The 19739-nt window shown below is 67.0% G+C and carries 20 protein-coding genes and 1 pseudogene; 12 read left to right on the top strand and 9 right to left on the bottom strand.

Annotated features, from left to right (window positions below; genetic code table 11):
• Positions 1-42: 42 nt before the first annotated feature.
• Positions 43-1572: pseudogene (locus tag N536_RS37170) on the top strand (13E12 repeat family protein); the annotation flags it as partial.
• A gap of 321 nt (positions 1573-1893) precedes the next feature.
• On the opposite strand, the gene N536_RS0102090 reads toward N536_RS37170, so the two are convergent.
• Complete coding sequence (locus tag N536_RS0102090; protein ID WP_036434988.1) at positions 1894-2322, bottom strand: VOC family protein; 429 nt, start codon at positions 2320-2322, stop codon at positions 1894-1896.
• A gap of 284 nt (positions 2323-2606) precedes the next feature.
• Here N536_RS0102090 and N536_RS0102085 point away from each other — a divergent pair, with 284 nt between their 5' ends.
• The 3 genes from N536_RS0102085 to N536_RS37160 all read left to right on the top strand — a co-directional run bounded on the left by N536_RS0102085 (position 2607) and on the right by N536_RS37160 (position 4313).
• The gene (locus tag N536_RS0102085; protein WP_029112090.1) at positions 2607-2981 is read left to right on the top strand and encodes a nuclear transport factor 2 family protein; all 375 of its coding nucleotides are present in this window, start codon (positions 2607-2609) and stop codon (positions 2979-2981) included.
• A gap of 64 nt (positions 2982-3045) precedes the next feature.
• Positions 3046-3885 carry a DUF6597 domain-containing transcriptional factor gene (locus N536_RS37165; protein ID WP_051574165.1) on the top strand — a complete coding sequence of 280 codons (840 nt, stop codon included), beginning with the start codon at positions 3046-3048 and terminating at the stop codon, positions 3883-3885.
• A 20-nt stretch (positions 3886-3905) separates the two neighbouring features.
• Positions 3906-4313 (top strand): VOC family protein, encoded by a 408-nt coding sequence (locus N536_RS37160; RefSeq protein ID WP_051574164.1) that lies wholly within the window; start codon positions 3906-3908, stop codon positions 4311-4313.
• 11 nt (positions 4314-4324) lie between these two features.
• Here N536_RS37160 and N536_RS0102070 read toward each other — a convergent pair whose 3' ends face one another.
• On the bottom strand, positions 4325-5356 hold the full coding sequence (locus N536_RS0102070) for a LacI family DNA-binding transcriptional regulator (RefSeq protein ID WP_051574163.1): 1032 nt from the start codon (positions 5354-5356) through the stop codon (positions 4325-4327).
• Positions 5357-5545: 189 nt separating this feature from the next.
• Between N536_RS0102070 and N536_RS0102065 the strand changes: the two genes are divergently transcribed.
• The 6 genes from N536_RS0102065 to N536_RS41990 all read left to right on the top strand — a co-directional run bounded on the left by N536_RS0102065 (position 5546) and on the right by N536_RS41990 (position 10633).
• A complete protein-coding gene (locus N536_RS0102065; protein ID WP_029112088.1) occupies positions 5546-6517 on the top strand; it encodes an asparaginase in 972 nt (323 codons plus the stop codon).
• Positions 6518-6545: 28 nt separating this feature from the next.
• Complete coding sequence (locus N536_RS0102060) at positions 6546-7433, top strand: polysaccharide deacetylase (protein ID WP_029112087.1); 888 nt, start codon at positions 6546-6548, stop codon at positions 7431-7433.
• Positions 7434-7466: 33 nt separating this feature from the next.
• Complete coding sequence (locus N536_RS0102055) at positions 7467-8834, top strand: MFS transporter (protein ID WP_029112086.1); 1368 nt, start codon at positions 7467-7469, stop codon at positions 8832-8834.
• Positions 8831-9601: an SDR family NAD(P)-dependent oxidoreductase gene (locus tag N536_RS0102050; RefSeq protein WP_029112085.1), complete on the top strand. Its 771-nt coding sequence runs from the start codon at positions 8831-8833 to the stop codon at positions 9599-9601. Before N536_RS0102055 ends, N536_RS0102050 begins: the two co-directional genes overlap by 4 nt.
• A 7-nt stretch (positions 9602-9608) precedes the next feature.
• A complete protein-coding gene (locus N536_RS0102045) occupies positions 9609-10358 on the top strand; it encodes an SDR family NAD(P)-dependent oxidoreductase (RefSeq protein WP_029112084.1) in 750 nt (249 codons plus the stop codon).
• Positions 10359-10465: 107 nt separating this feature from the next.
• On the top strand, positions 10466-10633 hold the full coding sequence (locus tag N536_RS41990) for a hypothetical protein (RefSeq protein WP_155948376.1): 168 nt from the start codon (positions 10466-10468) through the stop codon (positions 10631-10633).
• On the opposite strand, the gene N536_RS37150 is transcribed toward N536_RS41990, so the two are convergent.
• The 7 genes from N536_RS37150 to N536_RS0102005 all read right to left on the bottom strand — a co-directional run bounded on the left by N536_RS37150 (position 10630) and on the right by N536_RS0102005 (position 17948).
• Positions 10630-11706, bottom strand: coding sequence for a DUF2993 domain-containing protein (locus tag N536_RS37150; RefSeq protein WP_051574161.1), 1077 nt, complete (start codon positions 11704-11706; stop codon positions 10630-10632). The genes N536_RS41990 and N536_RS37150 overlap by 4 nt on opposite strands.
• Positions 11707-11737: 31 nt before the next feature.
• A complete protein-coding gene (locus tag N536_RS0102030) occupies positions 11738-13987 on the bottom strand; it encodes a glycoside hydrolase family 3 C-terminal domain-containing protein (RefSeq protein WP_029112082.1) in 2250 nt (749 codons plus the stop codon).
• A 94-nt stretch (positions 13988-14081) separates the two neighbouring features.
• Positions 14082-14753, bottom strand: coding sequence for a nucleotidyl transferase AbiEii/AbiGii toxin family protein (locus tag N536_RS37145; protein WP_231514385.1), 672 nt, complete (start codon positions 14751-14753; stop codon positions 14082-14084).
• 28 nt (positions 14754-14781) lie between these two features.
• Positions 14782-15270, bottom strand: a complete 489-nt coding sequence (locus N536_RS0102020; protein WP_029112081.1) for a helix-turn-helix domain-containing protein — start codon at positions 15268-15270, stop codon at positions 14782-14784.
• Between the two features lie 137 nt (positions 15271-15407).
• Complete coding sequence (locus tag N536_RS0102015) at positions 15408-16271, bottom strand: phytanoyl-CoA dioxygenase family protein (protein WP_029112080.1); 864 nt, start codon at positions 16269-16271, stop codon at positions 15408-15410.
• 13 nt (positions 16272-16284) lie between these two features.
• Positions 16285-16878, bottom strand: a complete 594-nt coding sequence (locus N536_RS37140; RefSeq protein ID WP_036434979.1) for a TetR/AcrR family transcriptional regulator — start codon at positions 16876-16878, stop codon at positions 16285-16287.
• 71 nt (positions 16879-16949) lie between these two features.
• Positions 16950-17948, bottom strand: a complete 999-nt coding sequence (locus N536_RS0102005) for an amidohydrolase family protein (RefSeq protein WP_029112079.1) — start codon at positions 17946-17948, stop codon at positions 16950-16952.
• A 111-nt stretch (positions 17949-18059) separates the two neighbouring features.
• Here N536_RS0102005 and N536_RS0102000 point away from each other — a divergent pair, with 111 nt between their 5' ends.
• Positions 18060-19178: an MBL fold metallo-hydrolase gene (locus tag N536_RS0102000; RefSeq protein WP_051574159.1), complete on the top strand. Its 1119-nt coding sequence runs from the start codon at positions 18060-18062 to the stop codon at positions 19176-19178.
• 229 nt (positions 19179-19407) lie between these two features.
• The gene (locus tag N536_RS0101995) at positions 19408-19725 is read left to right on the top strand and encodes an antibiotic biosynthesis monooxygenase (RefSeq protein WP_029112077.1); all 318 of its coding nucleotides are present in this window, start codon (positions 19408-19410) and stop codon (positions 19723-19725) included.
• Positions 19726-19739 lie beyond the last annotated feature (14 nt).

Raw genomic sequence — 19739 nt, 5'->3', positions numbered from 1 at the left:
AATTTGCGTTTCTTGTCGGTGGGTCGAACTAGTGTTCGAGTCATGCAGGCAGAGGTGCTCCGGGCGAAGGTCGCCGCACTGCGCGCCGCCTACGACGAGATCGCCGCCTGCGCCATCGACACCGTCACCCACGCCGAGCTGCTGCCCGTAATGGACGAACTCGAAGCCTTGGCGTGTCAGCTGCCCACCCAGCGCCACCGCATGCTGGTGCAGCTGCAAGGCCAAACCACCCCGCGGGAGTTGGGCGCGAAGTCGTGGCGGGAGGTGCTGATGACCCGCTGGCGGCTGTCGGGCGCCGAGGCCAGCCGCCGGCTCACCGAAGCGACCCTGCTCGGCCCGCGGCGCGCGTTGTCCGGTGAGCCGATGCCGCCCGCGTTATCCGCGACGGCTACTGCGCAAGCGTTGGGGTTGGTGACCGACGAGCACGTCGACGTGATCCGCAAAGGCATCGCCAAGTTACCCGGCTTCGTCGACACGCCCACCCGCAGCCAGATCGAAGTGGACTGGGTCCGCACGGCCGTCGGCACCGGACCGAAGCAGCTCGCCGACACGGTGAAACGCACCGTCTTCCTGCTCGATCAGGACGGCCCGGTGCCCGACGACGCCGAACGCGAACGGCGCCGCGGCGTATCGATCGGGCCGCAACAACCCAACGGGATGATCCACGCCACCGCCGACTTCACCCCCGCCGCCTGGGCGACCTGGGAAGCCCTCTACGCGAAGTTCGCCGCACCCGGCATGTGCAACCCAGCAGACGAAACCCCCTGCACCTCCGGGACGCCGACGCAGGAACAGATCGATTCCGATACCCGCACCGTGGCGCAGCGTCGCCACGACGCCATGGCCTTCATCGGCCGCCAAGCCCTGGCCAAGGGTGAACTCGGGCAGCACAACGGGATACCCACCACGATCATCGTGCGCACCACCCTGCAAGACCTCGAATCGAGGGCGGGGATCGGCGTCACCGGCGGCGGCACCCTGCTGCCGGTCAGCGACGTCCTCAACCTCGCCGCGCAGAAGAACTCCCACCACTATCTGGCGGTGTTCGACGGTGCGACGGGGTCCGCGTTGGACTTGTTCCGGGCGCGGCGCACCGCGTCGGTCGCCCAACGCCTGATGTTGATCGCGCGTGATGGCGGCTGCACCAAACCGCACTGCACGGTTTCCGCCTATGGCTGTCAGGTGCATCACGCCGTCCTCGATTGGACCGAGGGCGGATTCACCAACGTCAACGACAACGGCCTGGCCTGTGGCTGCGACAACCGGATGGTCGCCCCTGGAGGTTGGACCACCAGAATCAACGACCACCACGAAGTGGAGTGGATCCCACCCCCCGACTTGGACACCGGACAAGCGCGCATCAACGACTACCACCAACCCGAAAAACTCCGCCCACCCCCGGCCGACGCATGGACACCCCAGGCGGCCGATGAGCCCGCAGGGGACAAGCCGACGGGATCCGGCCCACCCGCGGCCGCACCAGACGATGCCTCGAGTCCGCACGACCCGCCGGTTTACGACGAGCCGCCGGTTGACGATGAGCACGCGCTGCAAGAACCGACCCCACCCGACCGCACGATCACCACACAGGACTGGATCGACGCGTGGTCAACCGACGAACCGTCAGCTCCCGATCAGACCTGCAGTCCGCACCACCCGCCGGTTTACGAGGCGCCGCCAGCTGACAATGAGCGCGAGGTGGAAGAGCCGACCCCGCCCGACCGCACGATCACCACACAGGACTGGATCGACGCGTGGACATCCAACGACCCGCCGCCACCCGACGAGCCGACTATCAACGACGACAATGTGATTCGCAAATCCAGCGATCCAGACCCACCTGACGGAAAAGCGGCCTGATCCCCGTCGGCCGAAGAGCACACGGGCGTGTGTTCAGAATACCCGTTTGGGGACGAGCATGACCGTCCAGCCGTCCGGGTCCTCGAAGGCCAGCGCGCCCACACCCGCCCAGTACGGATTCTCCGCGGGCACCGGTTCGTGCCCACTCGCCGCGAGGCGCTCGACGACGTCGTACATCTGGGCGTCGCCGTGGAAGTACAAGACCAACAAGTTCTCCGATGTCGGTGCGGGGCAAGGACTGCCGTCGACATGGCTGGTGAACTCGAGGTGGTAGTCCGTACCGGGAAGCCCCAGCATCACGCCGTCGTATCCGGCGTGGTCTTCGAATCGGTAGATGACCGGCAGGCCGAGAATCGTCGAGTAGAACCGCTCGACTTCGGCGAGCCGATCGGTCGGGCGGGCGATCCGTACCTGCGCAACCCGCAGGCCGCCCGGCCATTCATTGGTGGTGGTCGTATTCATGGCCAGAGTCTCCGACCTCAACGGGACTTCAGGTCAAGCGACGCCACCGCACGCCCAAAGCCGGCGGTTGTCGTGCCCGAGATTTGCAAGCCCGACTAACCCAGCAAGGTCAACAACAGCCCGACCACGGGTAAAGTAACTATCGCGTTCGCCAATTGATTACCCTGCACTTTGCTGTCCAATTCCCCACGCCAGCAATCACACAGCAGTACGCTGACCGCGGTCTCATTTGACCAACTACAGCACCTGCGGATGGCATGAGACCACTGCAATGGGGGTAGAAAATGTCCAAAGATCAAAACATCGAGACCTTGAACAAGGGTTATGCGGCGTTCTCGGCGGGAGACGCCGAGGGGGCGATGCGCGACCTCGCAGACGACGTCGAGTGGGTCTCACCCGGCAAGAGCGCGCTCAGCGGCACGTATCGCGGCAAGGCGGAAGTCGGTGAGTTCTTCATGAAACTGGCCGAAAAGGGATTCACGACGACTCCCAACCGCTTCATCGCCGACGGCGACGATGTGATCGTATTGAGTGAGGTCAGGGTTGGCGACGAAACCGCCCATAGCGCAGATCTGTACACCCTCCGCGACGGTAAAGTCGTTCGGGCCGAGACCTTTTCGGACACAGCCATGATGGAGCGCATCTACGGCGCCAAGTAGACAGCGGGCGACGGTGCCGGGAATGAGTTTGTCGGATCCCGTCCACGGGTAGTGCCGACCCCCGGTGGAGTATCTGACGCACAGACCCGGCCCGCCGCTCGCGCGCTTCGTGGCGTACCTGTGGTCGCTGCATGATGCGCCCGCTCACCCGACCGAGCGGATCGTTCCCAGCGGCACGCTGGAACTCGTCGTCAACCTAGCCGAGGACGAGTTACGGATCTACGGCGCCGGCAACACCGCCCGCCAGCGGTACTCCGGCGCCGTAGTTTCCGGGGCGTATCACCGGTACTTCGTCGCCGACACCGCGGCACACGCGTCGATCGTCGGCGTCCACTTCAAGCCGGGTGGAGCCTGGCCCTTCCTGGATGCTCCGCCTGGTCAGCTGGCCGATCGCCACGTCGATCTCGAGACGCTCTGGGGACGGACGGCGACCGAGCTGCGCGAGCAATTGTGCACCGCCGCAACGGCTGCCGAGCGCTTCGCCGTGCTCGAACGTCACCTGTTGCAGCGGCTGCAGCACCGGCGAAGCGGCCACCGCGCGGTGCCATTCGCGCTCGACCAGCTCGCTCGGCCCGGCGTCACCGTCGGTGACGTCGCCGCCACCGTCGAGCTCAGCAGGCGCCGGTTCATCGAGGTGTTCACCGCCGAAGTCGGCATGACCCCGAAGCGGATGAGTCGCGTGCTGCGCTTCCAACGTGCCACTGCACTTGCCCAGCGCGCCGAACCGCCCGACTGGGCACGGCTGGCGCTGGCCTGCGGCTACTTCGACCAATCGCATCTCATCCATGACGTCGGTGAGTTCGCCGGCACGTCGCCGACGCAATTGATCCCGGCGAGTATGCCGGTCAAGGACCTCCATCTCGCCATCCCCGACGAGGTCAAATTTCTCCAAGACGCACCCTGACACAGAAGTAGCGTGCAGGTATGAGTACGAGTTCCGCCGGGCCGCCGCAGCTAGCCGCGGCCGACGCCGTCGTCCGCTACCAGACCACCGACCTGGATCGTGCCACCGCGTTCTACACCACCCAGCTGGGGTTCGACCTCGAGCAGCGCAGAGGCCCCATCGCGATCGTGGTGCGCGGCGCCCTGCACCTCCTGCTGAGCGGGCCGGAGAGCTCGGGGTCGCGGCCGATGCCGGACGGCCAGCGCCAGGAGCCCGGCGGCTGGAACCGCATCGTGCTCTACGTCGACGACCTCGAGGCGTTGGTGACCCGACTGCGCAACGCCGGCACGACGTTCCGCAACGACGTCGAGGTCGGTCCCGGCGGCAAGCAGATCCAGATCCTCGACCCCGACGGCAATCCGATCGAAATCCACGAAGCACCTGCCTAATTCGCGAACCCTCAGCCGGACTCCCGGACGACGAGGGTCGGGTCGAGTCGTTCCGACTCCGGTGTGCCGCCGCCCAGCACCTCGATGAGCAGTTCCATGCCGCGTCTGCCCATCTGGTGCATGGGCGACCGCACCGTCGTCAGCGGTATCGGCATCTCCGCGATCAAAGGCGTGTCGTTGTAGCCGATCAGCGCGATGTCGTCCGGCACGCGCAAACCGCGATCGCGCAGCACGCCAAGCGCGCCGATCGCGGCAAAGTCGTTGGTAGCGAAGATCGCATCGGGATACGGCTCACTCGCCAACAGTTTCTCCGCGGCCTGCCTCCCGCCCGCGGCGTCGAACGGACCCCATTCGATGCGCTCCGGCGGCACGTGCAGACCGGCGGCCTCGAAGGCGTCGACGGCTCCCTTGGTGCGTTCGATCGCGGTCGACGCGAACGGCAACCCGGCAAGTACCGCGAGGTCCCTGCGGCCGGCCTCGACCAGGTGCCGACCGACCAGCTGCCCACCGCGCAGGTCGTCGGTCGTCACCGACAGGTAGTCAGCCGAACGCCGCGAGACCAGCACGAAAGGTATGCCGCGCGCGGCGATTTCGGCGAGGAACGGGTCTTGATCGTGAGCGTCGCCGAAGATCATGCCCTCGACGCGGCGCTGCAACATCATCTCGGTGCGCGCCGCCTTGTTGGCCGGGTCGTCGAGCGAGTTGGTGACGAACGTGGAGTAGCCGTTCTCGGTGGCGGCTTCCTCGATTCCTTCGTAGATGGTGGCCAGCACGAAGTCCTGCAGGCGCGGCACCAGCACACCGACGAGGCCGGACCGCGCGGTGCGCAAACTGGCCGCGTGCGGGTTGGGCCGAAACTCCCGCTCCTTGGCGACGGCCCTGATTCGCGCCACCGTGTCGGCTGACGCCCAACGTGTCGCGTCGGCGCCCTCGGCCTTGAGGACGCGGGAGACCGTCGACACGCTCACGCCGATCTCCTCGGCGATGATGCGCAACGTGACCGGGGCCGGGCCGCGCGCGGTGGCCCCGCTGGTCTCGGTCATCGCCCCTCCTCGATTCGGCCGCGTGCGCCGCTGAGCGCGTACCTCGCACCTTAACGCCCGCCGGCGCGGCAACGCCGGTGTTGCATCGAATTTACACAAACGTTTGGCCCAAACGATTGCGTCAATCGATTGTGTTCTGCTTCACTGAGGAAGTTCAACCGTTCGCCACAACCGAAGGAGTCCGCCTCCATGCCGCATGTCGTCGTCCTCACCAGCGGAGGAACCATCGCGTCCCGCCGCAGCGGTGGAGCCGTGGTCGCCGTGGACGACGGATCGGCGGTGCTCGCCGGCATCGAGTTCGACGACGCCACCACCGTCGAGCAGCACGAGGTACTGCGCGTCGGTTCGTACCTCATGACGCTGGCCGACATGCGGACGATCGCCGAGGCGGTAGCCCGTCAGCTCGCGCGTGACGACGTGGACGGGGTGGTCATCACCCACGGCACCGACACGCTCGAGGAGACGGCCATCCTGCTCGACCTCGTCCACCGCGACAGCCGGCCCGTCGTGCTCACCGGGGCGCAACGGGCCGCCGACGTCCCGGACACGGACGGGCCGCGCAATCTCCGCGACGCGGTCGCGGTCGCCGGTTGTCCCGATGCGCGCGACCACGGCGTGTTGGTCGTCTTCAACGGCTCGGTGCTGGCCGCGCGCGGGGCCCGCAAGTCGCACACCCTTGACCTGGCCGGGTTCTCCAACCCGGCGGGCACGGTCGGGGTGGTGCATTCGGGCGCGGTCCGCATGCACGGCACTCCGGTGCGGCCCGCCGGGCTGCCCGTCCCGAACGCCTCCTTCGACGCCATCAGGGTCGACATCGTCGCCACGTACCCGAACGGCGACGACGCGCTGCTGCACGCCGCCGTGCACGCCGGAGCCACGGGCATCGTCCTGGTCGGCACCGGTCTGGGCAACGCACCGTCCGGTATCGCCAAGGCCGTCGCCGAAATCACCGACCACGGTGTGGTCGTCGCGTTGTCGACACGCGTCGCGGAGGGGCCGGTGCTCCCGGTCTACGGCGACGGCGGAGGCAGCGACGTGGTGGCCGCGGGTGCCGTCCCCGTCTCGCTACCCCCATCACAGGCCCGCATCGCATTGGCGCTGCTGCTCGCGTCGGATCGGCAACCGGCCGACGTCGCCACAGCGCTCCCTCAGTACGCCTGAAAAACAACACCGGAAAGGAAACCCCAAGGTGCCCAAGGAAATATTCGTTGCATTCGGCGTCGACGTAGACGCCGTCGGCGGCTGGCTCGGCTCCTACGGAGGTGAGGACTCCCCCGGCGACATCTCCCGCGGAGTGTTCGCCGGTGAAGTCGGCGTCCCCCGGCTGAACCGCCTCTTCGAGCGCTACCAGCTGCCCTCCACCTGGTTCTGGCCCGGGCACTCCGTCGAGACGTTCCCCGAGCAGTTCGACCAGGTCGTGGCCGCCGGGCACGAGATCGGCGTGCACGGCTACAGCCACGAGAATCCCATCGCGATGAGCCGTCAGCAGGAATCGGACATTCTCGACCACTGCATCGACCTCATCACCACCAAGTCCGGACGGCGGCCCACGGGCTACGTCGCGCCGTGGTGGGAATTCAGCAGGGTGACGAACGAACTGCTCATCGAGCGGGGCATCGCCTACGACCACTCGCTGATGCACCGCGATTTCGAGCCGTACTACGTTCGGGTCGGCGACTCGTGGACCAAGATCGACTACGACCAGCCCGCGGCGACGTGGATGAAGCCGCTGGTGCGCGGCGAGGAGACCGATCTGGTCGAGATTCCGGCCAGCTGGTACCTCGACGACCTGCCGCCGATGATGTTCATCAAGACCAGCCCGAACAGCCACGGCTTCGTCAACCCTCGGCAAATCGAGGAGATGTGGCGTGACCAGTTCGACTGGGTGTATCGCGAAAGTGACTATGCCGTATTCACTTTCACCATCCATCCGGATGTGTCCGGGCGGCCGCAGGTTCTGCTCATGCTCGAGCGGCTGATCGAACACATCAACAAACACGACGGCGTCACGTGGACCACCTTCGACGCCATCGCCAAGGACTTCGTGGTTCGCCGCCCGCGCACCGTCACCGAGTAATCCCGACCGACCCACCGGAAGGACACCGACTTCATGAGCTCCCAGACCGACGACGCTGCCGCACCCCCGTTGCGGCGGGTGCCGGTTCGCGAAACCCGCACCGCCACCGGCATCGCGTTCCTCGCATGGACGATCGCCGTGTACGACTTCATCTTGTTCGGCACACTGCTGCCGCGCATTTCAGAATCCTTCGGCTGGTCGACCAGTCACGCGCTGCTCGTCTCCACGCTGGTGAGCGTCGGCACGGCGATCGTCGTGCTCGGCGTCGGGCCGGTGGTCGATCGGCTGGGCCGCCGCAAGGGCATGATCATCTCCGTCGCAGGCACCGCCGCATCGTCGGCCGCCACGGCCGCCACCGCTGGAGCGGCGTCACTGATCGGCGTGCGCTCGATCAGTGGCCTTGGTTTGGCCGAACAGTCGGTCAACGCAACGTATCTCAACGAAATCTACGCGGTCACCGACGACGAGAAGATCCGTCGCAACCGTGGCTTCGTCTATTCGATGGTGCAGACGGGATGGCCCATCGGTGCGCTGCTGGCCGCCGCGTTCGTCGCCGTGGTCACCGCCATCTTCGGCGAAGGCGCCTGGCGGCTGGCGTTCCTACTCGCCACCGTCCCCGCGGTCATCGTGGCCCTGCTGTGCCGCAAGCTGCACGAGAGCCCGCAATTCGAACTGCAGCAACGCATCCGGGCACTCCGCAAGAGTGGCGACGACGCAGGCGCTGCCCGCCTGGCCGCCGCCTATGATCTCGACGGCAACACCGCCGCACCGTTCCGGCGCATCTTCCACGGCGTCCACCTCCGCAACACGATCGTCTTGTCGGTCGCCTGGCTGTTCAATTGGTTTGCCATCCAGACCTTCTCGGTGCTCGGCACCACCGTCCTCGAGACCGGCAAGGGCATCGACGCGTCGAACACCTTGCTGATGGTGGTCGTGTCCAACCTCGTCGGCGCCATCGGCTACCTGGCGCACGGCTGGGCCGGCGACCGGTTCGGCCGACGCAACACGATCGTCGTCGGGTGGCTGCTGTCCGGCGGCTTCTTCGCCGCGATGCTGCTGGGGCCCAGCAACCCGCTCTTCGTCATTGGCACCTACATGATGGGGTTGTTCTTCCTGCTCGGTCCGTACGCCGCGATCATGTTCCTGCAGGCCGAGTGCTTCACGACGGACTGCCGCGCGACCGGCAGCTCGTTCATCGGGGCGATGAGCCAGCCCGGCGCGATCATCGGCGGTTTCATCCTCACCGGTCTGACCGCGACGGCAGTGCCATATTCGACCGCCGCACTGTACGTCGGCGCGGTCGGAGCCGTGATCTCCGCTGTCGTCGTGCTGTTCGTCCGCAAGGTGTCGACCGGCGACGACGTCGAGGAGTCCGCCGCAACCGTCGAGGCGCCCGCATGACCGCCGCCGCACAGCCCGTCGCGGTCATCACGGGAGCCGCGTCCGGCATTGGCGCAGCGACCGCGGTGAGCCTGGCGCGGGCCGGGTACCGGATCGGGATCGGCACCTACTCGGGTGACCCGCACGATCCGAGCAAGACCCTCGCCGCCGTCCAGGAAGTCGACGGCGAGGGCGCGGTGATCGAAGTCGACGTCCGCGACACCGCGTCGGTGCAGCGGTTCGTCGACGAGGCGCTGTCCCGATGGGGGCGCCTGGACACCGCGATCGCCAACGCCGGCATCCTGCGCGCCGCAGAATTCACCGTCATGACCGACGAGCAATGGGACGACGTGCTCCAGGTCGACCTGCACGGCGTGATGCGCACCGCGCGCGCCGCGGCAGCCCACTTGACCACCGGCGGATCCATCATCGCGGTGTCCTCCATCGCGGGCGGCGTGTACGGGTGGGGACAGCACGCGCACTACGCCACCGCGAAGGCAGGAGTCATCGGACTGGTCCGCAGCCTCGCCGTCGAACTGGGACCGCGCGGCGTCCGGGCGAACGCGATCATTCCGGGGCTCATCGAAACACCGCAATCGCTGGACGCCGTCAACTCGCTGGGACCAGCAGGACTACGCGCGGCCGCCGGCTACATCCCCGCCGGCAGGGTCGGCCGACCGGACGAAATCGCCTCCGTAGCAGCGTTTCTGGCCAGTGACGCCGCCTCCTACGTCAACGGTCAAGCCATCGTCGTCGACGGTGCCCTGACCGTGCAGATGCGGGACTGAGGCACCCATGAGCATCCCGAACACCACGTTGCTCGACGGCCGCACCGCGCTGATCACCGGCGCGGCAAGCGGTATCGGCCGGGCGATCGCCGCGCACTACCTCGCAGCCGGTGCCCGCGTCGCCCTCGCCGACCGCTCCCCCGGCGTCGTCGACACCGCACGCGAACTCGGAACCGTCGACGGGCTCATCCTCGACGCCACCGATGAGGCCGCGGTCAACGACGCCGTCACCGCAGCGACCGATCTCCTCGGCCGGATCGACATCCTGGTCACCTCGCACGGCATCCTCACCCAGTCGCCGATGGTCGACATGCCGCTCGCGCAGTGGCAGGAGACGATCGCGGTCGATCTGACGAGCGTCTTCCTGCTCAACAGGGCCGTGCTGCCCGGCATGCTCGCGCAGGGTAACGGCCGCATCATCAACGTCGCCTCGCAGCTCGGCATCAAGGGTGGCGAATCGCTGGCGCACTACGCGGCCGCAAAGGCCGGCGTCATCGCCATGACGAAATCCCTTGCATTGGAAGTCTCGTCGCGGGGGGTGCTCGTCAATGCGATCGCGCCGGGGCCCATCGAGACGCCGCTGCTCGGAGGAATCGACGACGACTGGAAGCGCGCCAAACGTTCCGAGCTGCCACTCGGCCGCTTCGGCACCGCCGACGAAGTCGCGCCCACCGCGGTGCTGCTCGCGTCCGACCCGGGCGGCAACCTGTTCGTCGGTCAGGTCCTCGGGCCCAACTCCGGTGACGTGATGCCCTGATGTGCGGCGGATGCGGCGCAGGTCCCCACGACCCACTGGCGCCGCAGGTCTCGGGGCCGCGGCGTCGCGCGGCCGTCGCGAATGCCGCCGAAAGGATGGCAAGCGACGTGCGCGTGCGCGTCGTCGACCGGGCGTGGACCGTAGCCGAGCGCACGGGGAAGGTCACCGTGTGCCAGACCGTCGATCAACTGCTGGACGTGCTGGAGCGACGCGGAGTCCCTCGGGCAAGTGCTCGCAAGGCCCTCCTCGACGCTGCGGCGCTCCAGACGACTTAGAGGCGAGCGAAGCAGGGGTTGGCGTCCTCTTTGGGAATCGACGCGTTCCGGCTGGAGAACTTCCCGACGACACCGGTATCGGTGACCTCGACGCTGTCGGCGTGAATCCCGAGCGGGTAGTTGTCATTCAGCTTCTTGGTGAGGTCGTTCAGCGCGGTCTGCACCGCATCCTTGGGCAGCGGACCCTTGACGTCGAGCACCTGAAGATCGAGGTCGCCGTTGGAGACGACGGGCTTGGCCGTGACGCTGTTGTCGCCCGCTTCGAGGACGATGGTGCCCGCGGCGGGGTCGGTGCTCACGCCGGTCACCAGATTGCCCACGCCAGGCAGGTTGGCGGCGACGGTGTCCTTGATGCCTGCGGACTTCCAGGTGAGCGTCGCATCCAGCGATCCGATGGTGCCCTTCGCGTCCGCGGAGTCCTGCAGCCGCACGTCCTTCAGCGTCACGTCGGCCGTCATCCCGTTGGCGTCCTGGACATTCTTCCCGGCGGTGACGACGGAGATGTTGGTGTAGTGCCCGGTGATGTGCTGCCACAGGAAGGGCGGGTTCACGCCGAACGAGATCGTCACGCCGTCCTTGACGACGCATTCGGCGACCTCGACGAGGATGCTGTCCGCACGGTTGCGGGCGTACAGCTCGGCGCCGGCCAGACCTCCCGCCAGGAGCGCGAGAACGATGATCGCGATCAGGAAGATCGACAGCGGGTCGCGGAGGCGGCGCTTCGGTTGGGCCGGCGGAGGAGCATCGGCGACCGGTTGGGGCGGCGGGCGGTTCACCGGCGGCGGTCCGCTCGGGGGCCGGGGCGGGCTCGGCGGAGGGCCAGGTGGGCGAGGCGGCGGAGGGCCGACTGGTGGCCCAGGCTTGCGGATTCTCTCGGTAGCCGCGGCGTCGGCAGGTCGCTGTCGCGCGCGGAACTGCTCGGTCGGTGGTTCCGGCCTGCGTGGCGGCGGGATCCGCTGGGTCGTTGGGTCGGGTGCACCTGGGCGCGGGATCCGGCGCGTCGCCGGGTCTGGCGGCGGAACGGGCCTGCCGCGCCAGCCAGGATCCCCGGGGCGTTGCGGCGGTGTCGTCACCCTCGCAATTGTGCCCCATCGGCGTGACGCATCAAGGTCGTTCTGCGTTCGTGGTTTCGGCTTGCGAATTTACGTGCGCGAGAAGCTGTTCGAGGTGGTGACGGTTGACCCTTCCGCCGGTGAACGTGGCGATCCGGCCGAGCGGGATGTCGGCCATCATGCGCTGCATGTCGGCGCCCATGGCGTTCTCCGTGCCGGCGCCCAGGCTCCCGTCCGCCGCAGCGCTCATGGCTTGCAGCACGATCGGGGCGGCGACGGGGTCCCCGAGCACTTCGCCCAGTGTGGAGTCGAGTGTGAGCGGCACCCGCGCGTCGTCACCGTCGACGAAAGTCGTTCGCGTCGAACGGATGTCGCGGCTCGATGCGCCGACCGAGAACTGGTAGTCGCCGCCCTCGACGATCCAGCGGTCCAGGCGGGCGTCCCAGTAGGCCAGGTCTTGGCGGCACACGACGATGTCGACGTCACGACTCTCTCCCGGTTCCAACGTCGCACTCGCGAAGCCGACGAGCGAACGCGGCGCGCGAGCCACGTGCGACGTCGGCAATCCGACGTACAGCTGGACGACCTCCCGACCGGCACGTCCGCCCATGTTCCTCACGCTGACGGTCGCCGTCACGCCGGTGTCGTCGACGGAAAGCCGCAGGTCACCGTAGTCAAACTGGGTGTAGGACAGGCCGTGGCCGAACGGGAACGTCACGTCCAGGCGGCGGGCGTCGAACCCGCGGTACCCGACGAAGATCCGCTCGCCGTAGACCACGTGCTGGTGCTCTCCGGGCGAGGTGAGGTAGGCGGGCGAATCCTCCAGCCGCACCGGCACCGACTCGGCCAGCTTGCCGGACGGATTGACGATCCCGAACAGAACGTCGGCGATGGCCCCACCCCCGGCTTGGCCCAGAAGCGCACCGTCGAGGATCGCCGGTGCGACGTCGGTGACCGGAGCAAGGCGGACTACGCCGCCGTGGGACAGCACGACGACGGTGCGCGGCTGGGCGGCCACCACGTCGTTCAGCAGTTCCAGTTGTTCGGCGGGAAGCTCGATGTGCGTGCGGTCGAACCCTTCGGATTCCTGGTCGGCGGCGAGACCGAGGAACACCACCGCCGTGTCGGCAGCTCGGGCGGCCGCGACCGCGTCACGCCGCAGCTCGTCGGCATCACCGGAGCCATCGGTGGTGAAACCCGGCGAATAGGTCACCGACTTTGCGGCCCTGCGGATTTCATCGAGCGGAACGTCGACTCGCGTCGGATTGACGTGCGAGCTGCCGCCGCCCTGGAACCGAGGCGACTCGGCGAATTCGCCGATGACGGCGATGCCCGTGTCCGGTTCGAGAGGGAGCAGCTCGCCGTCGTTCTTGAGCAGCACGATGGTCCGTCCGGCGGCCTCCCTGGCGAGGGCGTGATGGCCGTCGACGTCCAGAGGCTGCCCCGCGTCCCGTGTCACCCTGTCGACGAGTCGGGTGACATTCCCGGCAGCCCGGTCGACGGCCGCGACGTCGAGGTCACCGGCCTTGACCGCCTCGACCACTTCGGCGTCGGTTTCGTCACCGGGAGAGGGCATTTCGAGGTCGAGGCCCGCGGCGACGGCCGCTACGCGGTCGGTGACAGCACCCCAGTCGCTCACCACGACACCGTCGAAGCCCCACTCGTCGCGCAGCACCGTGGTCAGCAGCCACCGGTTCTGAGCGGCGTGAACGCCGTTGATCCGGTTGTACGAGCACATCACCGTCCACGGCTGCGCGTCTTCCACGACTCGTTGGAACGCGCGCAGATAGATCTCGCGCAGCGTGCGCGCGTCGACGTCGGAGCTGGATCGCATCCGGTCGTTCTCGGTGTTGTTGGCCGCGAAGTGCTTCAGCGATGCACCCACGCCTCGGCTCTGCAAGCCTTTAACCCACGCCGCCCCAAGCACTCCCGACACCAGCGGATCCTCGGAGTAGTACTCGAAGTTCCGTCCGCAGCGCGGGTCGCGCTTGATGTTGACGCCAGGGCCGAGCAGCACGTGCACTCCGGTTGACCGGCACTCGTCACCGAGTGCCGCGCCGACCCGCTCGACGATGTCCGGGTCCCAGCTCTGACCGAGCGCCACTGCAGGCGGAAAGCAGGTGGCGGGTCTACTGCCGGAGATGCCGAGGTGATCGGCGGCACCGTCCTGCAGGCGCACGCCGTGCGGGCCGTCGGTCAGCGTGATCGCCGGCACGGATCCGATGGCCTTGGTGCTCCAGAACCCGGCGCCGCTACCGAGCGCGGCGCGCTGTTCGAGGGTGAGCTCGTCGATGTTGGTCACCACCCCTGCTTACTCCGGCGCGCTGGGCTGACGCCACCGCGGAACGTCCGCATCCCGCATGACTTGGCTATTTGACGGGCCACAGAGACCTATGTCACTCGCCCCGAGTGAGGTACTCGGCAAGAATGGTGATCCGCTGCCACAAAAGAGCTTTGGGCGTATCCCACATGCCGAGCGCGCTCATGCATTCATCGAGTCGGCTCGGGTCGTCCCGCAAGTATGCGACGGCCGAGTGCAGCGAGCGTACGGTGCTGTCTCCGTAGGCGCGGTCCGTTTTGGCAACCGCTTCGTCGAGGATGCTCGGCGTGGGCTGCATCATGGCGAGGTCGATGAGATCGCGGCTGAATACCGACCTGTCCGCCCAACGGTCTGCGTTCGCGAGGAGCTTGCTGGACGCGGTGTCCAGTCGGGTCAGAGTCGCCACGCCGCACACTTGATCGTCCCCGCCGGGTGTGTCCAGGGAGATGCGGCCTTCGTGGATGATCTCGAATTTGATCGGCTCTCCGTCGATTTCGAGAAGAGTGCGGATGCCGTACTGGTCGGCGCGCACCTCTCTCAGCTGGGTCAGCGGATGGTGTGTCAGAGCATTGATTCCATCGGGGCCGATGACGAGCTGTCGGAGTTGCCGGTAGCCGTCTATGTCGGAGACCAGGAAGTCGATGTCCCGGGACTCTCTGTATTCGCCATACCGGAGGACGATCGCCGTTCCACCGCCGAAGTAGCAGCGAAAACTGATGAGGAGGTTGGCGTCGAGTGCCTGCACCACTGTTGCGACCCGCCGGTGGTGAGGCCGGTTAAACAACGAGCCTCCCGCGGCTCAGGGTGTCCGCCAGTCGCTGCACGAATTCTTTCTCCACTGGATCCATCGCTGCCGTATCGACGTGGCGCCAATTGCGTTCGTAGAGCTGCAGCGCCTCGGCCTCGGTGACTTCGGTGTCCGCATCGAGCTGCCACGCGATTTGCCGGAGTTGCGGGTAGTCGCCGATCCGGATTTGGTCAGCCCTGGGTGGAGTGTCCTTGCCGGTGTCGCGTTGGGAGGCCACCGCGCCGTCGCACACCGCCAGTCTCAACCCAAGCGCGGCGGCAACATTCATATATGCGCCCATGGTCACGGCCGGTACGCCTCGCTCGATTCGGTGCAGGGTTACCCGCGAGATCCCGGCCGCCTCGGCGGTCGCCACCATGCTGACCCCCAACTGTTGGCGACGCGTGCGGATTCGGCGTCCCAACGCGTCCAGATCCGTGTGCGCGGGGCCGCTGAGCGCAGGAGGGCCAGCTGGCATAGTGTTTCTCATTCTATACAAGGATGGGTGCATTCGCCGCGTTGATTTCGGCGACGAGCCTTAACGGTGAAGCGTGCAAACGACCGCCACGGCGGCGTTGTGCGCATCGACCCATGCCCGGGCGACCGACTGGGGGCTCAGGCCGTTTCCAGGATTCGCTTGGGATGCATCCCGTCGACCATCCCCATGAACGGCGGATGGATGCTGTAGCCGAGCATGCGCCGGATGTTCTCGGAGACGGCGCGAACCGTCGCCGGCGGCGTGGACAGGGTGAACGCTTCCTGCTGCCGCAGCCACGGCTGGCAGTACTGCGCTGTGACCGCGAGCCGCCGTTCGTCGGCGGTGCGGTTGGGGCCGCCGCCATGCCAGAGGGTGCCCAGGAAGAACACCACCGAGCCGGCGGGCATGACGACGCTGACAGTTTCGTCGGCGTCCGTGGGCTTGCGGTCGTCCCACTGGTGGCTGCCGGGGACGACGACCGTCGCTCCGTTGTCCTCCGTGAAGTCCGTGATCGCCCAGATGGTGGCCGCACTCAGCGCAGCCCGAGGCCTTGGCAGCGGGTACATCCCGTCGTCGTGGTGCAGGAACTGCGCGGCCTCTCCGGGTCCGATGTTGATGGTCTGCAGCTGGGACAGCAGATAGTTGGGCATCAGCAGACGGTCCAGGAGCGCCAGCACCCTGGGATGGTCGACGAGGCGATCGCAGACGCGCGTCTTGGTGAGCACACTGTAGAGACGCTGAGTCTGGTGCCCCTCGAACACATTTCGGCCGGCCGGGCCGAGCAGGGGGTCGACGGCGGCGGCGATCTCCTCGCACACCTCGGCTGCAATCAAGTTCTCCACGACGACGTAGCCGTCCCGCTCGAGCGCCGCGAGGTCGGACTCGACCAGTTCGCGATCGACCTCGGTGACCGACGTGCCAGCGGTCGATCGGTACCGACCGGCGATGTCGCCGGACAAGTCTTCGACCTTCTCGACGCGGCCAAGCAGCTTCTCGGACATGACATTCCACCCTTCAGGAGGTTCGCAGCGCGACCGCACCGGACACGAACGACCACAGTTGATCGACTACGTCGGCAGCGGGCGGGCGCGGATCGCGGGTCAGACACACCGCGACGACCGCGTTGGTGCCGCCCAGAGTCGCCGCGGCCAGATACTCGGGGTCGCGGTCGTCGGGGATTACGCCGTCGCGTTGCCCCTGGGCCATGTTGCGGGCGCCGACCTTGCTCATCTCCTGCAGCCAGCGTCCGCGTGCAGTCGCCAGCTCGCCTTCACCGAGCCCGGCCAGGATCACGGGCGCCACCGGTTCGCCGTAGAGAAAGTGCACCCAGTCGGTGATGCGCTGACGTTCCCGTCCCGCCCACGTCGGCTCGTCGTAGTCACGCAGGGCGATCGTGTCGTAGAACCGTTGATAGAACGCGTCGACCACCGCTACGAGCAGGCCGGTCCGCGTGCCGAAGTACCGGTAGGGCAGGCCGGCGCTGACACCGGCCCGGCGCGCGACGGCAGCCACCTCGAACGACCCGGTCTGCGCGAGTTCCTGCGTCGCGGCTTCGACGAGCCGCTCGCGGGCTTGGGCGCCCCTCGTCGTCATCGCCGGCGTCGTCATACCAAGGACTCTAAGTTGAGTTCAACTCATTTACAAGAGGCAGCGCGCAGAGAGCAGGGCGCGGTCCCTGGCTACAACGCCGGGATGCGGTCCCCGAACAACCGGACCGCATTCTCCGACGCGACCTGCCGTCGCACGGCCTCGTCCATCGGGTACTCGGCGAGGAAGTCCGCGCCCGCCTTGTTGTCGTCCATCGGGTAGTCGACGGAGAACATCACCCGCTCCACACCCATCACCTCGAGCGTGCAGGCGAATGCCGGCGGGCAGAAGTTGCCGCTGGTGGTCACGTGGAAGTTGGAACGCAGGTACTCCGACGGCAGCTTCTCGAGCTTGCTATGGCCCGCCGACGTGTCGCCACCCAGCCCGTAATACCTGTCGATCCGATACGCGGCGAATGGCAGCATCTCGCCGAGGTGACCGATGATCATCTGCAGCCGAGGGAACCGGTCGAACAGACCCGAGTAGATGAGCCGCAGCACGTGCGTCCCGGTCTCCGCCGCAAAGCCCCATGACGCGAGGTGCAGGCCATCGCCCACGTACGGCTTGAACCAGGCGTCCATCACGGCGGGATGCGGCGTCGTCGGATGCAGATAGATCGGCGCACCCAGCTCCTCGGCGCACGCGAAGAGATCGCCATACGCCGGATCATCCAGGTAGCGACCTTGGCAGTGCCCGTTGATCAGGCCGCCGACCAGGTCGAGTTCGCTGACGGCCCTGCGGAATTCGGTGGCCGCGGCGTCCGGGTCCTGCGTGGCGAGTGTCGCGAATCCGCCCAGCCTGTCGGGTTTTCCGCGCACCGTCTCCGCGAGGTCGTCGTTCGCGCGGCGTGCGAGGTCGATCGCCAGCGCCACGTCGGTCTCGTCCTGCACGCCAGGATCGAACAGCGACAGGATCTGGAAGTCGATGCCCGCGGCGTCCATCTGCTCCAGGCGCAGGTCGCCGCGGTCATACAACCGTGCGTAGGCGGTGGTGTTGTTCTCCCGCAACCAGCTACCGACGACGTTGTCGGCGCTCGCCGGATCCCACGCGTAATGCTCTTCCAACGCGATCAACGACACGGCTTCTCCCATCGGTGGACCGCTAGAACCTAACGTGTGGGATCGCCGGGCGCCCCGATTCCTCGGAATGTCGTTGCCCCCAAAAGACGTAGCCACTGGGTTCGACCACTTAGTGTGACGGTCATGGACGAGCGCTGCGACCACGACCACGCCCGAGGAGTGGACGCGATCTCGCGCCGAGCCATCCTGGTGGCCTCGTCGGGTGTCCTCGGCGCTGCCGCCCTGAGCAACGCAGCACGTAGCTCGGCAATGCCGTCGACGCCGCCTCAGGCTCCGGCCGCGATGCCCGACGATGCGTTGATCACCCTCGGGGTGCAGGCCGGACCTCCGCCGGTACCCAACATGACCGGGATCTCGTCGGCGCTGAAGATCGGCGGCGACCTCTACCAAATCGACTGCGGCCTGGGCTCGTTGAACGCCTTCACCAACGCGGGGCTGCGATTCGACGATCTGAAGAGCATGTTCATCACCCATCTGCACACCGACCACATCGTCGACTACTTCAGCTTCTTCCTCTCCGGCGGCTATACGGCGTCGAAGGGCAAGGCGCCGGTCACCGTGTACGGCCCTGGCCCCGCGGGCGGCCTACCGTCGAGCCAGGTCGGCAACCCGAATCCCGCGACGATCGACCCGGCGAACCCCACGCCGGGGCTCGCCGCCACCACCGCAGACCTGCAGCGGGCGTTCGCATACACGAACAACATCTTCATCCGCGACATGGGAACCGACGACATCGGACGGCTCGCCGAAGTCATCGAGATCGCCGTGCCGCCGGGCTCGGACTACCTCAACAGGTCACCGAGGATCGCGCCGTTCCCCGTCATGTCGGACGACAACGTGACCGTCACCGCGACGCTCGTCTCCCACTACGACGTGTACACGGCGTTCGGCTTCCGGTTCGACCTGAAGAAGTCGGGGGTGTCCGTGACGTTCTCGGGCGATACCACCAAGTCGGACAACCTCATTGCCCTCGCCCACGACACGGACGTCCTCGTACACGAAGCGCAATTCAGTCTCGACGACGCGTACTACGGCAATAGATTCCCGCCGAATTACCTGATCAACTCGCACACCTCGGCCGAGCAGGTCGGTGAAGTCGCCGCGGCGGCGAACGCCAAGCACGTGATCCTGAGCCACTACTCGCCGACCGATCTGCCGGATTCCCAATGGCTCGACGCCATCGGCAAGAGCTACTCGGGCAAGGTCACCGTCGCCAAGGATGGCCAGGTCTTCGCCCTCTGAGTCCTCTGGCGGGGCAGACACCCACGCCCTATGATGTCAGTGTCGAAAAGGACCACGGTCGGAAACAGGTAAGCCCGACCACTTCCCACGGGAAGTCTCCGTTTTCACCACGTCGGTGAAACCCACGGCAAGCAATCGGCGCAGCAGCGTCGGCGGCTTGACGTGGCGTCGTCTCGACCAAACCGTCCGGCTGTCCATCAGCTGCGCCCCAACCCAAGGGAGCGCGACCATGCCCACCATCAAGCCGAACACCCAGATCGTTACTCAGATCAATGTCTTCACCGTCCCCGACGGCGGCCAACAGGCCTTGATCGACTTTCTCATCGAGGCAGCAACATTCGCGAGCACCACGCCCGGATGGATCTCCGCCAGCATCCATCGAAGCGTCGACGGAACCCGCGTCGTGAACTACGCGCAGAGCGAGAGCCTCGAAGCGGCCCAGCGCATCATCGAACGGCTCCGAGATGGGGGTTGGCTGGAGCGCAACAAGTCGTTGGGGAAGGCCGAGCCGGGGTTGTATGAAGTGGTGTTCACCCTCGACCGCTGACCAGATCAGCGGCG

Source organism: Mycobacterium sp. URHB0044 (assembly GCF_000620625.1).
In the GTDB taxonomy this organism is placed as follows: domain Bacteria; phylum Actinomycetota; class Actinomycetes; order Mycobacteriales; family Mycobacteriaceae; genus Mycobacterium.
The sequence above is the reverse complement of the archived record's forward strand: the minus strand, read 5'-3'. Positions and strand labels throughout refer to the sequence as shown.

Excerpts from the sequence above, each read along its gene's own strand:
- N536_RS0102090 (WP_036434988.1), bottom strand. The coding sequence starts at position 2,322 with ATGAATACGACCACCACCAATGAATGGCCGGGCGGCCTGCGGGTTGCG.
- N536_RS0102085 (WP_029112090.1), top strand. The coding sequence starts at position 2,607 with ATGTCCAAAGATCAAAACATCGAGACCTTGAACAAGGGTTATGCGGCG.
- N536_RS37160 (WP_051574164.1), top strand. The coding sequence starts at position 3,906 with ATGAGTACGAGTTCCGCCGGGCCGCCGCAGCTAGCCGCGGCCGACGCC.
- N536_RS0102070 (WP_051574163.1), bottom strand. The coding sequence starts at position 5,356 with ATGACCGAGACCAGCGGGGCCACCGCGCGCGGCCCGGCCCCGGTCACG.
- N536_RS0102065 (WP_029112088.1), top strand. The coding sequence starts at position 5,546 with ATGCCGCATGTCGTCGTCCTCACCAGCGGAGGAACCATCGCGTCCCGC.
- N536_RS0102055 (WP_029112086.1), top strand. The coding sequence starts at position 7,467 with ATGAGCTCCCAGACCGACGACGCTGCCGCACCCCCGTTGCGGCGGGTG.
- N536_RS0102050 (WP_029112085.1), top strand. The coding sequence starts at position 8,831 with ATGACCGCCGCCGCACAGCCCGTCGCGGTCATCACGGGAGCCGCGTCC.
- N536_RS0102045 (WP_029112084.1), top strand. The coding sequence starts at position 9,609 with ATGAGCATCCCGAACACCACGTTGCTCGACGGCCGCACCGCGCTGATC.
- N536_RS0102020 (WP_029112081.1), bottom strand. The coding sequence starts at position 15,270 with ATGCCAGCTGGCCCTCCTGCGCTCAGCGGCCCCGCGCACACGGATCTG.
- N536_RS0102015 (WP_029112080.1), bottom strand. The coding sequence starts at position 16,271 with ATGTCCGAGAAGCTGCTTGGCCGCGTCGAGAAGGTCGAAGACTTGTCC.
- N536_RS37140 (WP_036434979.1), bottom strand. The coding sequence starts at position 16,878 with ATGACGACGCCGGCGATGACGACGAGGGGCGCCCAAGCCCGCGAGCGG.
- N536_RS0102005 (WP_029112079.1), bottom strand. The coding sequence starts at position 17,948 with ATGGGAGAAGCCGTGTCGTTGATCGCGTTGGAAGAGCATTACGCGTGG.
- N536_RS0102000 (WP_051574159.1), top strand. The coding sequence starts at position 18,060 with ATGGACGAGCGCTGCGACCACGACCACGCCCGAGGAGTGGACGCGATC.
- N536_RS0101995 (WP_029112077.1), top strand. The coding sequence starts at position 19,408 with ATGCCCACCATCAAGCCGAACACCCAGATCGTTACTCAGATCAATGTC.